Genomic DNA, 13,082 nt, shown 5'->3' on the forward strand with positions numbered 1-13,082 from the left:
CTTACAAGCTCGGTGCTGGCATCTGATCCGCTGGAACATCCATCACGAAGCCGAACCATTTCTGCTGCAATGCTTTCATGGTGCCATCGCGGTTGGCTTCACTGATGCCGTCGCTGAACAGTTTGACCAAAGTGGCACTGTCATCCCCTTTACGTCCGACCCAGCCAAAATAGGTGATTGGCCCTAACATCGGTTTTAATGTGGTAAACACCCCCGGACGGGTTTTGATTAATGGGCCAAGATTCGCCAGTGACTGGGCGACGCCATCCAGCCGTTTGTTCGCCAAGTCAGCATAAGCTTCATCGAAAGAGACATATTGCTTGATCTCCTTGATACCCGGCTTACCGCTGGCTTTCAGTTTGTCATTAAATTCTTGCAGCACCTGAAGCTGGCCAGAGCCGGCTTGAGATCCCACCACTTTGCCACTCAAGTCATCTAAGGTGCTGATAGAATTGTCATTATCACGTTTGAGCAATGCCACGGTGGACTCAGCAATTGGGACGGTAAACGCGAAATGGTCCACGCGCTGCTTATTCACTGTCACCGCGGTGACAACAAAATCGAACTTCTTGGCATCAAGGCCGGGCAATATGCCCTGGAAAGGCAGATCAAGTTGCTTAACCTCAACACCCGGCAGTTTTTTCTGCAAAATATGATTCATTAAATCAACGTCATATCCCACAATCTTGCCATTCTCTACTGACTCAAAAGGCGCATAACGCGCTTCGGTGGCGATGGTTATCACCTTGTCAGCTTTAATTTTGTCCAGCAAATCTGCGCTGTGAGCAGTGGCAGAAAATACGCTGGCAGCACACAGCATTGCCCAGCACAAAGGTATTGCCTGTTTACGTCGTGTCATGATTGCCGCCTCATTTAAAGTGATGTGAAGTGTATTCAAGTGACTTGAATGTAATGACATAAGCATGAACTATGCCAGCGGGCATAAAGTGAAAAGAGTAAATGGCGGAAAGTGATATAACTAACTGAAATTAAATTAGTCTTTTTGGGTTATTGCTTGATAACTAACACGGGCAGGACAGCAAGAAGAGAAAAAGTCATCGACCAATACACACTCAGCGCACAGAAAAAGTGCAAATTTGTGCTTTTTCTGTGCATCACATGAAAATCCAATTTAGACATTCAATCGTGGGCGGGAGGAATCGGCTTTTCTGCAGGGGGAATAGAGGGAATTAGGTTTGCATCATTAGACGTACTTTTTCTAACATCATCCTTGCCAAGCAGGTAACCCGCGATCGCACCAAATAAACCAAGGATCGGTGCTAATTGGTTGTTATCATACCCAGTCACACATAAATAGGCAGAGAAGGAAATGATTAGAATGATGGTATACATCTTTAAAATATATCCGCCACGTAATTTGCATTTAATCAAAATATAAGTAATCAAAACAAGAATAAATGCAGTAAATACCAATATACTCGTAGACAATGACATCACCAGCTCTGCACTCCAAATCGGCTTTGTATTGTTTGCCATATGGCTCACCGTGTCAGCATTAAAGGTTTTTGCCATCTCTTGCGAGGCTGAATTAAGAGTATCAATAGCATCAGTCATGATTATTCCCCTACTATCACTTTTGTTCCTTTGACTCAATCTTAGCTATCCTCTGATTGAGTTCATTAATAACGCGAGTTTGAGCATCAACAGTTTTTTTCATGCTATCCAATCGTGCTGATATATTAGCCAGAGTTTTATTATCCTCTGGCGATTGAATAAGATGACTTATTCCAGGAGCACTGAGCGGAACCGCGGGTACAGGTACCATCACCACATTACCGAGATTGGGGGCTTTAGGTGTTGTTATAGCCGCTGGCTCACAACCACGGCATTTGGTCGAATCAGAAACTACGCCAGAGATTTTCGTAGTGTCTTTATCATCAGTGTTATCTTGCCCATAAAGTAAGGAAGGAGAAATAAAAAACATGACATTAAATAGTAAGAATAATAATCTACGCATATTCCCTCCAGTAACTTAGACACAAAAAGAGCATGAACAGTAAGTTAACAACAGTCATACATTTAAAAATAATGTTTACCGAACAAAATCACCGGACAGTTAGGCGGTTACGATAAACTACTTAAACCATAATAGTATTTTTGCAGCGAGCTTTATCAATTTTGCCGCTTTGTCGATAACCACAGCGACATCATTAATATTGTTTATAGCTTCATTAACGGCATCGGTTATTTTTTGCGATGAATTTTTTATGTCGGATATAATAGCCACATCCGCCGGGGATATTTTATCCAGCTGAGCGAGAGCCGTGCTTAGTTGATTATTTTTTGATACCAATGTCCAATATTCCTCAGGATCAATGACAACATTTTTATCATCAACAGGCCATTTGGCAATCAGTAAACTATTCTTCCCCATAGCTGAAATCAGTGCATTTTCTAAATCATCATTTAGTGACATTTTTATTACCTCGCTTTATTAAAAAATAATTATACTTAACAATTAGTTGGCATTAACTGAACTGTTGAATTTTTTATACTGGTTAACATAAGCACTGATTTGCTCTATCAATATCAATAAATTAGCATCAGAGAGACTGTTATCATTGACTTGATCGGTTAATTTTTGGTGCGCATCTTTTATGTTATCTAGATTTTTTATTAATCCAATTTTGAAATTACTCTCACTTGCCTTACTTAGTTCACCTTCTTTTTGATAAAAATAATTAAGCTCATCATAGCGGCTATTAAATTTTGTATATGTTTTTATGTAATTATAATCTATAACTTCCTTTGCAAAAATGTCTCTTCTTGTGTAATACACCTTGCTAATAACATCACCATTGGCTAAATCATTAACCAGAATTTTATGAATATTTCCTATTAGCACATTAGCTTCATTGACAACTTTCTTAATCTTTTGATTCCTATAGTAATCAATACTTGCTATCGCAGCAGTATCAATAGTTGATGAGATAGCGGCAATTTGCTTTGCGGTAATCACCTCATCCTGTCTATTAAAGGTTGTTTTCAAACTGTTGTTTATCTGAGTCAGTGAATGATTAAAATTCGTCGATGCCTTATTGATATCCTCAACATTTCCCGCTGCAGCCAACTTAACCAATAATACCGAGTACAGAGCAAGTACGTCATTAACAGTAGTCAGTTGCTCTGACGTTTCAATAATTTTTTGCTGCTCCTCGCTCTTGCTATCAAGGGCTATATTTAGCTCAGGAATATAGGGGGTATCTTCGCTAAACTCGATATTTAAAGTAGTATTAGCCTTTGCAATTTCAGCTATTTTTCTTACTTTAAACGTGTTTTTATATTCAGTAATCAACTGTCGATTTATTTCTGCCGAAGAATTGGTCACTGTGGCAAAGTCTTTGATTGCTCCACTGGTTTGATCTGCACAAGCTGCTATTAATAGTGACAATATGATGATGAGTATTCTCATTTAACACCTCTGACTTATAGATTATATAAATCAAATAAACCATCTCGCATATCAAACAAGATAGAACAGGAGTTACATTAAGACTCTTTATAGTTGGATTTAAGTATATGGCTAAAAAACAAACAATATAAACCTAAAAATAAAATAATATTTAGTGACCTGCTTTTAGCACTAAAAGTAGGTTTTAATTCTTACGAAAAAGAAAAGTAATGAATTAACAGCGGGGGAGTTTCTATAATTCAGAACAAAATAACCATGTAAATAAAATGGCTATTGCGCGCTAGTAACTTGATGATCCTGCTCAATATAAAGTTATTTCATTAGCACTGCTGTTAATAGCGGACGGTGATTTACTCTTTTTTAAGTTCTACAGTAGAACTTCAGTAGAAAATCTTGCGTTGCTGATAACAACAGTGCTTTTGCTATTTTTACCCCGTTATGGCATCAAATCTTCGCCGTCGCGAGGTATTTCTCCATCTCTTCAGCAGGTACCATCCCGCCGCCAGTTGCCCACACTAAATGAGTGGCATTCTGCATTTTCTCGGCACTAAAATGATTGTCTTGTAAATAACCGCTACTGGCGCTGACCCGCACCGGGCCTGGCATACCCGCCAGTGCTGAAGGCTCCAGTTGGATACCTTCATGCCGGTTAAGCAAACCCAGCAGGTCATACATTTCACCATCACTTAAGGTATAAAAACCATCCAGTAAATGCGCCATAGCGCGGCCAACAAATCCGGATGCCCGCCCGACCGCTAGACCATCTGCTGCAGTAATATTATCGATACCGATGTCTTGCACAGAAATATCATCATGCAAACCGGTGTAAACGCCCAATAACATGCAAGGTGAATGGGTCGGCTCAGCAAAAATACAATGAACATGATCACCGAATGCCAGTTTCAAACCGAAAGCCACGCCACCGGGGCCGCCCCCCACGCCACAGGGGAGATAGACAAATAACGGGTGATTTTCATCAACCACTATCTGCTGCTCGGCAAACTGTTTTTTCAGTCGACCGCCCGCCACCGAGTAGCCGAGGAATAAAGTGGATGAGTTTTCATCGTCGATAAAGAAACAATTTGGATCAGATTCTGCCTGTTTACGCCCTTGTGCCACTGCTACGCCATAATCTTGCGCATACTCCACCACATTGACACCATGTTCTCGCAGTTTGCGTTTTTTCCATTCACGGGCATCAGCTGACATATGCACACTAACACTGAACCCCAATTTGGCACTCATGATGCCAATCGACATGCCCAGATTGCCAGTAGACCCCACGGCAATGCGGTACTGGCTGAAAAACTGGCGGAAATCATCAGAAAACAACTTGCTATAATCATCAGTTTCCGCCAGTAAACCAGCCTGTAATGCCAGTTTTTCCGCATGAGTTAAGACTTCATAAATGCCGCCACGCGCTTTAATAGAGCCGGAAATCGGCAAGTGGCTGTCTTTCTTTAACAGCAAACGGCCGGTAATTTCTACCCCATAGCGCTGTTGCAAAGCCTGTTGCATGGCTGGAATGGCCACAATCTCAGACTCGATAATGCCTTTTGTCTGCTGTGTTTCAGGGAATGCCTGGCACAGATAAGGGGCGAAACGCTGTAAACGAGCCTCAGCATCCGCAACATCGCGTTGCGTTAGCCCGACGTAAGGCAGCCCTTTTTCAAGAGTGGTCGCCTGCGGGTTAAACCAGGTCACCTCCTCTAAATTGATAAGATTTTTGACCACAGGATAATCGGTAACTAATTTATCAATTTCAGTGCTTTTCATAGAATGTCTCTTTGCGATCATATGATGTAAGAAAGTAGGAAAGTGGTGCCTAATGCAATTACCGACGCGATAAAGGTCGCGGTGGTATAATATTTAAATGTCTCGCTCAATGTTGCGCCGCAATATTGTTTTACCAGCCAGAATAGCGAGTCAGTGACAATGGTGAAACCAATAGCACCAGAGCCAATAGCCAGAGTAATAATTTCGGGACTGACATTGGGATACATTGGTAATATTGGAGAAACAATGGCTGTTGCCCCCATCATCGCCACTGTCGCCGAGCCCACCGCCGCATGCAGAATCAGCGCCACCAGCCATGCCAATAGAATTGGGTGCATATCTAGGTTTGATAAAATCACTGCTAATGAATCTGCCAGCCCACTGGCTTTTAATATTCCGTTAAATGCCCCTCCGGCACCAATGATTAACAGAATATTGGCAATAGAAGAAAAACTCTCTTCAGTTTTTGCCAGCAATGTACTCATAGCCATATTTTGTCGGATGCCTAATGTGTAATAGGCAACAAACGCCGCAATGAACATGGCAGTAATCGGATTACCGATGAACTCTAATATTAAATATGTCGGCGTGCCCTTTTCCATATTCAGCTCTGCGGCAGTTTTCGCCAGCATCAGAATAATCGGCAGTAAAATGGTAAATAAAGTGGCACCGAGTGACGGCAGTTCATCCTCATTACGCACTTTCACTTCAGAGAATGCTTGCGGCACGGTTTTAAAGGGCAGCCGCTTGCCGACAATACGTAGGAACAGTGGCCCGCCAATTAAAGATGCAGCCAGCCCGACCACCAGCCCATAAACAATCACGGTGCCAATATCAGCCCCTAAAGCATTGGTCACATACATGGCCGCCGGATGTGGTGGCACCACACAATGCACCGCCATCAATGCGGTACACAGCGGAATAGCCAATTTCAGCAGTGAGGTGTTGGTTTTTTTGGCAATGGAAAATGCTAATGGAATCAATAAGACAACACCCACTTCAACAAAGAGGGTGATACCGCAAATAAGCCCAACCAGCACCATGGTCACATCCGGTGATAGCCAGCGGCAGCGCTGTAAGGTGATGCCGATGCGCTCAGCTGCACCGGATATTTCCATCATTTTCCCTAGGATAGTCCCCAACCCAATCACTGCGGCCAGGAAACCCAAAGTGCCACCAATTCCGTTTTCAATGGCGCTCACCATCTTCAGCGGGTTCATGCCCATTAATAGCCCGACATAAAAACTGGCTAATAGGAGCGCAAGAAAAGGATGTATTTTCAGTTTTACAATGGTGAAGATAATGATAATGATGCTCGTTAATAACGTCCCCACCACCCATATTTGTGAGTCCATAGCCAACCTCTTCTAATAATAAGTTCTGTACTTATTGAATAAGAATTAGCCGATACTGACAAATGATAAAAAACAGCTTTCAGATGATCCAGATTGAATCAAATATGTAATATTGGTCAAAGTTTTGTGGATGATTCAGATTTGAATCACACCAGCTAATCCTAAGCGCGTACTTTGCTGGCCATTGCGCTAAACTATTTAGACAAGTAAGAGTGTTTGAGAAGCCGCTATGTACCGAGAAAAAAGCTATATCGCCCGCAATAAATTACTGAATGGCTATCAGTTATCTAAACTCTACACCTTTGAAATTGCCGCACGACATAGTTCGTTTGCGCTAGCGGCCGATGAGTTATCCATTAGCCCCAGTGCCGTTAGTCACCGGATTAATAGCCTCGAAGACGAATTGGGGTTCAAACTGTTCCAGCGCTTTCATCGCAAAGTCGAACTTACCAGCGAAGGCGAGCGGGTATTTTGGGTGCTGAAATCATCATTGGAATACCTTAATCAGGAAATCCTGGAAATAAAAAATCAGGAACTGTCTGGCACACTTACGGTGTATTCTCGCCCCTCAATTGCCCAATGCTGGTTAGTCCCCAAACTGGCCGATTTCGCCCAGCACTATCCCGCCATCAGCCTGAATATTCTGACCGGTAATGAGAATGTCAATTTCCAAAGTGGCGGCATTGATTTAGCTATTTATTTTGATGATAAAACCCCGGAAAAATTGTCCTACCAACACTTGATGGATGAATCTATGGTGCCGGTATGCAGCCCGGAATATGCAGAGCAACATCAGCTGTATGGCAATCTGAATAATTTGCGGCAATGTACCTTGCTGCATGACCGGCAAGCCTGGAGTTATGATTCCGACAGCTGCGAATGGAATACTTGGAGCCAACAAGTCGGTTTTGATCTCGACCCGCTGCAACGCAGTATGGGTTTTGACCGCTCCGATTTAGCGATTATTGCTGCTATTAATCATGTGGGTATCGCCATGGGGCGCAAAAAACTGGTGACTAAACGGTTGGAAAACCAAGAGTTAATTATGCCGTTCCCCGGCATGGAAGTGAGGTATGAGCAGCGCTACTACATCTCGACTCTCTCTGACCGGCAGTGGCCTAAAATTAATGCTTTTATTCAGTGGCTAAAGAAGATGGCTGAAGAGTCTTGAAAATTAGGCGCTCCCTAGCAGAAGCGCCCAACAACATTATGACATTTGGGCCGCTTTCTGTGCCAAGTCACGGCTGTACTGACGACTGGCATCGACCAGCATATGGGTATAGGCGGTTTTTTCGCAGTCGGTGGTTAAATCGGTAGTATTCAGGGTTTCTAATATTCGGCCGTGTTGCATCACTGCAACGCGGTGACACAGATGCGCAATAACACCCAAATCATGAGTGACCATCAAATAAGTTAGCTTCTCCCGCTGCTGTAATTCCGCCAGCAGATTCAGAATCTCAGCCTGTACTGACACATCCAGTGCCGAGGTGGGTTCATCCAGCAGCAAAACCCGCGGTTCGAGGATTAATGCCCGCGCGATAGCCACCCGCTGGCGCTGCCCCCCCGATAGTTGGTGCGGATAACGTTGGCGAAACAAGCGGTTAAGGCCCACTTTCTCTAAAATACTGTCAATCCGTTGGTCGCGATCACCAATGCCATGGATAACCAGCGGCTCGGAAAGAATGTATTCGATAGTATGGCGCGGATGCAGCGAACCATAGGGGTCTTGAAACACCATCTGGACATGACGACACCGGTCACGTTCAATTCGATGCGCCAGAGGAATTTGGTTCAGTGTGAGCTGCCCAGTCCAGTGGTTAAATAGCCCTGCCAAGCATTTCAGGACGGTGGTTTTACCCGAGCCAGATTCCCCCACCAAACCAAAAATTTCGCCGTCGTTCACCGCCAAATTCACATCAAACAGCACCTGATTTTGCAGGCTACCCTCGCCAAAGATAAGGTTAAGGTTATTGATTTCAATCATCGGATTTGCAGACATAACGGGCTCCTTAACCATTCATCCAGGCCGGATCGCGCACCATCACCGGCAAACGGTCGCGGCGATTATTCAGATCCGGCAAAGCATTGAGCAGGCCACGGGTATAGGGGTGCTGCGCATTATCAAGGTCACAAGCAGCAATAGATTCCACCACCCGGCCGGCATACATCACCAGCACCCGGTCACAGAAACTACGTACCAGATTGATATCATGACTAATAAAAATCAGCCCCAGCCCGCGCTCTTGCACTAAATCATCCAGCATCGCCAAAACTTGTAACCGCACCGATACGTCCAGCGCCGAGGTGGGTTCATCGGCAATCACCATTTCTGGCCCGGTGATAAGCATCATAGCAATCATGATCCGTTGCCCTTGACCGCCAGAAACTTCGTGTGGATACAAGTTATATACTCGCTGGGGTTGACGAATACGCACCACTTCGAACATGGATAACACCCGCTCCTTGGCCTCTTGGCGCGACACTTTATGGTGCGCCAGATAAGCCTCCGCCACTTGATCTCCGACACAAACCACCGGGTTCAGCGAGTATTTGGGGTCTTGCATAATCATCGACATCCGCTTGCCGCGCACTTCACGCATTTTAGCTTCACTGGCGTGCAGTAAATCCACTTCGGCAAAGCGCAATGTGTTGGCATGAATCTGTGCACTGGCCGGATGCAATTTAAGTAGCGCCCGCCCGACGGTGGATTTCCCCGACCCGGACTCTCCCACAATCGCCAATTTCTCTTTGCCAAGCGCGAATGAGACTCCGCGCACCGCATCAGTCACCTGTTTACCATTGACGAAGCTCACCCGCAGCTCGTCCACCTCTAACAAGGACGCTGACTTATTCTGTTCTGGGATCGAGAATGTCACGTAGGCCATCTCCTAAGAAGTTAAATGCCAGGCTATTCAGCAAGATAGCTAAGCCAGGGATAGTCACCAGCCACCAGCACTCCATCATGTAGCGCCGGCCACTGGAGATCATCGCCCCCCACTCAGGATCCGGTGGCTGAGCCCCCAAACCGAGGAAGCCAAGCCCCGCTGCGGTCAAAATAATCCCGGCCATATTCATCGTGATACGGATAATCACCGACGGCAGACACAGCGGCACGATGTGGCGCAGCAAAATACGCAGTGGCGAGGCCCCCTGCAATTTCACCGCCGAGACAAAATCTGCATTGCGCAACGAGAGGGTTTCGGCGCGCGCCAAACGGGCAATGGGTGGCCAGGCGGTCAATGTTATCGCGATAACCACGTGTTCCAAGCCGGGGCCTAAAGCGGCGACGAATGCCAGCGCCAGCACCAAACTGGGGAAAGAGATGAAAATATCGGTAATGCGCATCAAGATGCTATCGACCTTGCCACCAAAGTAACCCGCCACCACGCCGAGCAGCAAACCGATGGGTCCAACAGTCACTGATACCAATGCCACAATATATAATGTGGTACGCGCGCCATAAATCAGCCGGCTGTATTGATCCCGACCAAACTCATCAGTGCCAAACCAATGTTGGCTGCCGGGGGCTTGCAATGCATTGCCGAGATCTTGTGCCAGCGGGTCATGAGTTGCTAGCCATGGAGCAAAAAAAGCCACCACTAATAACAAACCGATAATAGACACGCCAATGGCAGTCAGGGGATTTCGCATTAAAGTGTGGAAGAAATTAACAACCCGCCGTAGCCCGCGCTTCCAGCCCTGAGTTTTTATTTCAAGACGCGCTACGACATTATCGGGTTCAGAGGAAAGCATCATTGATTCGTCCTCGGGTCAAAGATCTGATACAGCATGTCAGACAGTAAATTCAGCGAAACAAAGATAAGCCCAACCAGCAAGACACAGCCCATCACCGCATTCATGTCGCCGAGTAATAAACTGCCGGTCAGATAAGAACCAAAACCAGGCCAAGAGAAGACGGTCTCGATCAATACCGCGCCCTCCAGTAATGAGCCGTAAGCCAGCGCCACCACCGTCAGTAATTGCACCAAAATATTGCGAAATGCGTGGCCCCATAACACCTGAAACTCAGACAACCCTTTCACTTTGGCGGTAATAATGTATTCCTGTGATAACTGCGCCAGCATAAAGCTGCGAGTCATGCGGCTGATATAGGCCAATGAGTGGAATCCCAGAATAGTGGCGGGGAGCAAGAGGTGGTTGACGGCGCTGCGAAATACCTCCCATTCACCAGCCAGTGCCGAATCAATCAGTAATAATCCGCTACGTCTATCCACCAAACCGTCATAGGCCATATCAACCCGCCCGGCTCCACCGACCCAATTAAGCCAAGCATAGAACACCAGCAGCCCCATCATCCCGACCCAAAAAATCGGGGTTGAATAGCCAGCCAGACTGATAAAACGCACCATATAATCAGCAAATTTGCCGCGTCGTGCTGCTGCCATCACCCCTAATGGGATACCCAGGCCCGCGCCGACCAGAATCGCCATGGTGGCCAACTCAATCGTGGCTGGGAACACGCGGATAATGTCATCGGCTACCGGCCGGCCGGTAAGTAAAGCATTGCCGAGGTCACCGTGGATGAGTGAGTTAAAGTAGATAAAGAACTGTGTCCAAAGCGGCTTATCCAACCCCAGTTGCAGGTAAACCTGCTGATAGGTACTTTGGTCCGCGTCTTGGCCGACAATCGCCAAAACTGGGTCAATCGGCATCACCCGACCAATAATAAAAGTCAGAATCAATAAGCCAAATAAGGTCACGGCCACCTGCAAAAAGCGCTTGGATAAACGTCGCGCCATGCCATGCGGTGCAAACCAGTCTGAAACCTTCATGCTATCCTCCCAAAACGGGCAAAGCCTACTGACCCCCTGCCCACGGTTTAGGTTACGTGCCGTGAATTATCGCTGCTTATACACCTGTAGCAGGCGGGTAGTGGTTGATGGATGCGGCACGTAATCGACCACATCTTTGCGCACAACAACCGAATCAACCATTTGTGAAATCGGCAAAATGGCCGGGAACAGTGCGTCGTAGCGCTCCTGTACTTCCACGTACATTTGCTTTTGCTTGGCCGGGTCTTTCTCGATTAATGCGTTATCAATCAAATCATTCAGTTGCTTATCATAGAAAGAGGTGCGCCAGCCTTGGAAGTTAGTCAACTTAGCGGCATCACTGTTATCTGGGTTATAAGCAACCGAGCGCAGGCTGGAGTGCGGATGCGGATCAACGCCACCACCACCACGGCCGACCAACATGTCGAACTGGCGATCACGCATTGCACCGTAAACCTGATTACCAGTGCCGGTCAGAATTTTGGCCTGAATCCCCGCTTGGGCCAGAGTGGATTGCACCGAAGTGGCAACATTGATGAACGGCGGGTCAGACAACACCCGTAGGGTCGTGGTGAAACCGTCTGGATAACCCGCTTGTGCTAGCAATTCCTTGGCTTTCGCCACATCAAGTTTATAGCCCGGGTCCGGCAGGGTGACATCCATTCCTTTCTGGATTGGGCGCTGATGGAAAATCCCATAGCCCGGCATTATGGTTTTATTAATTCCATCATAATCAATAAGATAACGTACTGCCTCGCGCACTTTCGGGTTAGCGAAATGCGGTTCTTTCAAGCTCATTGCGACATAATAAAGGGTGCCACGCTGTACTTCGTCTACTTGAATGTCAGGATTACTTTTCAGTGCGTTGATATCGGGTACCGACATACCGCTGGCAATATCAATATCCCCTTTTTCTATCATTAATCGCAGCGCTTGTGACTCCGTCATATGGCGGAATATCACGCGCTTCATTTTGGCATCACCCTGCCAATAATCGTTGACTCGGCTGATGCGCAACACATCTTTCGCCTGCCAAACATCCAACTTGAATGGGCCAGACCCGGCCTCATTGGTGGTTAGCCAACCATTGCCCCAGTCACCGTTTTTCTCATGTTGTATGACAGTCGCGCTATCCAGAATTGACCCACTGCCTAACGTCGCCAGTGAATAAATCACCAATTTCGGATCCGTCGGTTTCGGTAACTCAATCTCCACTGTGAGAGGGTCTTTGGCGCGAATCAATTGCTGCACATTATCAGCGGTGAAACCGTAGGATTTCCAGGTGGTGGCTTGCGCCAAGTTCAGGTGCATCAGGCGCTTCATTGACCAGGCAAAATCGGCAGCGGTCACCAGATTACCTGAGTGGAACTTCATGCCATCGCGCAAGGTAAACGTAATTAACTTGCCATCATCACTGATTTTCCATGCAGTCGCTGCGCCCGGCAAAATCTTGCTGGGAGTGTGTGGGTCTAATTCCACCAGCGAGTCATACATATTAACAATGATTGAAACTGCATCATTGCCCGTCATCGCCGCAGGATCGAGTGACAGTAAGTTATTCATATTCATGCCAACAATCAGTTGATCATCGGGTGTTTTGGCCACACTGACGCCAGTCGACGTCAGTGTGATCAGTAGGGTAAGGAGGAGTGTTCTTACTATTATTATCGCGTTCATGGACCATCTCCGGTAAGAAAAGGCTAGATCTGAATGCTTGTTTTTATA

Annotated in this window: 13 protein-coding genes; 1 reads left to right on the forward strand and 12 read right to left on the reverse strand. The window is 46.2% G+C overall.

Annotated elements, in window-relative coordinates:
- Nucleotide 1: 1 nt before the first annotated feature.
- From D5F51_RS14870 to dsdX, 7 genes are all read right to left on the reverse strand, one after another.
- Complete coding sequence (locus D5F51_RS14870; RefSeq protein ID WP_129197578.1) at nucleotides 2-859, reverse strand: transporter substrate-binding domain-containing protein; 858 nt, start codon at nucleotides 857-859, stop codon at nucleotides 2-4.
- A 281-nt stretch (nucleotides 860-1,140) separates the two neighbouring features.
- Nucleotides 1,141-1,575, reverse strand: coding sequence for a hypothetical protein (locus D5F51_RS14875; protein ID WP_129197580.1), 435 nt, complete (start codon nucleotides 1,573-1,575; stop codon nucleotides 1,141-1,143).
- Between the two features lie 16 nt (nucleotides 1,576-1,591).
- Nucleotides 1,592-1,978 (reverse strand): hypothetical protein, encoded by a 387-nt coding sequence (locus tag D5F51_RS14880; RefSeq protein ID WP_129197582.1) that lies wholly within the window; start codon nucleotides 1,976-1,978, stop codon nucleotides 1,592-1,594.
- Between the two features lie 117 nt (nucleotides 1,979-2,095).
- Nucleotides 2,096-2,437 (reverse strand): hypothetical protein, encoded by a 342-nt coding sequence (locus D5F51_RS14885; RefSeq protein ID WP_129197584.1) that lies wholly within the window; start codon nucleotides 2,435-2,437, stop codon nucleotides 2,096-2,098.
- 42 nt (nucleotides 2,438-2,479) lie between these two features.
- Nucleotides 2,480-3,433: a hypothetical protein gene (locus tag D5F51_RS14890; protein WP_129197586.1), complete on the reverse strand. Its 954-nt coding sequence runs from the start codon at nucleotides 3,431-3,433 to the stop codon at nucleotides 2,480-2,482.
- Between the two features lie 444 nt (nucleotides 3,434-3,877).
- Entirely contained in the window at nucleotides 3,878-5,209 is a 1,332-nt protein-coding gene (locus D5F51_RS14895) for a D-serine ammonia-lyase (RefSeq protein ID WP_129197588.1), read from the reverse strand.
- Nucleotides 5,210-5,226: 17 nt separating this feature from the next.
- Nucleotides 5,227-6,564, reverse strand: coding sequence for a D-serine transporter DsdX (dsdX, locus tag D5F51_RS14900; protein ID WP_025379396.1), 1,338 nt, complete (start codon nucleotides 6,562-6,564; stop codon nucleotides 5,227-5,229).
- A 229-nt stretch (nucleotides 6,565-6,793) separates the two neighbouring features.
- On the opposite strand from dsdX, the gene dsdC reads away from it, so the two are divergent.
- A complete protein-coding gene (dsdC, locus tag D5F51_RS14905) occupies nucleotides 6,794-7,735 on the forward strand; it encodes a DNA-binding transcriptional regulator DsdC (RefSeq protein WP_129197590.1) in 942 nt (313 codons plus the stop codon).
- 36 nt (nucleotides 7,736-7,771) lie between these two features.
- Here dsdC and D5F51_RS14910 read toward each other — a convergent pair whose 3' ends face one another.
- The 5 genes from D5F51_RS14910 to D5F51_RS14930 all read right to left on the reverse strand — a co-directional run bounded on the left by D5F51_RS14910 (nucleotide 7,772) and on the right by D5F51_RS14930 (nucleotide 12,926).
- The gene (locus tag D5F51_RS14910) at nucleotides 7,772-8,548 is read right to left on the reverse strand and encodes an ABC transporter ATP-binding protein (RefSeq protein ID WP_025379398.1); all 777 of its coding nucleotides are present in this window, start codon (nucleotides 8,546-8,548) and stop codon (nucleotides 7,772-7,774) included.
- A gap of 25 nt (nucleotides 8,549-8,573) precedes the next feature.
- Nucleotides 8,574-9,449, reverse strand: a complete 876-nt coding sequence (locus D5F51_RS14915; protein ID WP_129197592.1) for an ABC transporter ATP-binding protein — start codon at nucleotides 9,447-9,449, stop codon at nucleotides 8,574-8,576.
- On the reverse strand, nucleotides 9,412-10,317 hold the full coding sequence (locus tag D5F51_RS14920; protein ID WP_129199363.1) for an ABC transporter permease: 906 nt from the start codon (nucleotides 10,315-10,317) through the stop codon (nucleotides 9,412-9,414). The genes D5F51_RS14915 and D5F51_RS14920 overlap by 38 nt, the downstream gene beginning before the upstream one ends.
- On the reverse strand, nucleotides 10,317-11,357 hold the full coding sequence (locus D5F51_RS14925) for an ABC transporter permease (protein ID WP_025379401.1): 1,041 nt from the start codon (nucleotides 11,355-11,357) through the stop codon (nucleotides 10,317-10,319). Before D5F51_RS14925 ends, D5F51_RS14920 begins: the two co-directional genes overlap by 1 nt.
- Nucleotides 11,358-11,423: 66 nt before the next feature.
- Nucleotides 11,424-12,926 carry an ABC transporter substrate-binding protein gene (locus D5F51_RS14930; protein ID WP_391592410.1) on the reverse strand — a complete coding sequence of 501 codons (1,503 nt, stop codon included), beginning with the start codon at nucleotides 12,924-12,926 and terminating at the stop codon, nucleotides 11,424-11,426.
- Nucleotides 12,927-13,082 lie beyond the last annotated feature (156 nt).

It is taken from the genome of Yersinia hibernica, assembly GCF_004124235.1.
In the GTDB taxonomy this organism is placed as follows: Bacteria; Pseudomonadota; Gammaproteobacteria; order Enterobacterales; family Enterobacteriaceae; genus Yersinia; species Yersinia hibernica.

Excerpts from the sequence above, each read along its gene's own strand:
- D5F51_RS14930 (WP_391592410.1), bottom strand. The coding sequence starts at position 12,926 with ATGAATATGAATAACTTACTGTCACTCGATCCTGCGGCGATGACGGGC.
- D5F51_RS14885 (WP_129197584.1), bottom strand. The coding sequence starts at position 2,437 with ATGTCACTAAATGATGATTTAGAAAATGCACTGATTTCAGCTATGGGG.
- D5F51_RS14890 (WP_129197586.1), bottom strand. The coding sequence starts at position 3,433 with ATGAGAATACTCATCATCATATTGTCACTATTAATAGCAGCTTGTGCA.
- D5F51_RS14895 (WP_129197588.1), bottom strand. The coding sequence starts at position 5,209 with ATGAAAAGCACTGAAATTGATAAATTAGTTACCGATTATCCTGTGGTC.
- D5F51_RS14915 (WP_129197592.1), bottom strand. The coding sequence starts at position 9,449 with ATGGCCTACGTGACATTCTCGATCCCAGAACAGAATAAGTCAGCGTCC.
- dsdC (WP_129197590.1), top strand. The coding sequence starts at position 6,794 with ATGTACCGAGAAAAAAGCTATATCGCCCGCAATAAATTACTGAATGGC.
- D5F51_RS14880 (WP_129197582.1), bottom strand. The coding sequence starts at position 1,978 with ATGCGTAGATTATTATTCTTACTATTTAATGTCATGTTTTTTATTTCT.
- D5F51_RS14870 (WP_129197578.1), bottom strand. The coding sequence starts at position 859 with ATGACACGACGTAAACAGGCAATACCTTTGTGCTGGGCAATGCTGTGT.
- D5F51_RS14920 (WP_129199363.1), bottom strand. The coding sequence starts at position 10,317 with ATGCTTTCCTCTGAACCCGATAATGTCGTAGCGCGTCTTGAAATAAAA.
- D5F51_RS14925 (WP_025379401.1), bottom strand. The coding sequence starts at position 11,357 with ATGAAGGTTTCAGACTGGTTTGCACCGCATGGCATGGCGCGACGTTTA.
- dsdX (WP_025379396.1), bottom strand. The coding sequence starts at position 6,564 with ATGGACTCACAAATATGGGTGGTGGGGACGTTATTAACGAGCATCATT.
- D5F51_RS14910 (WP_025379398.1), bottom strand. The coding sequence starts at position 8,548 with ATGATTGAAATCAATAACCTTAACCTTATCTTTGGCGAGGGTAGCCTG.
- D5F51_RS14875 (WP_129197580.1), bottom strand. The coding sequence starts at position 1,575 with ATGACTGATGCTATTGATACTCTTAATTCAGCCTCGCAAGAGATGGCA.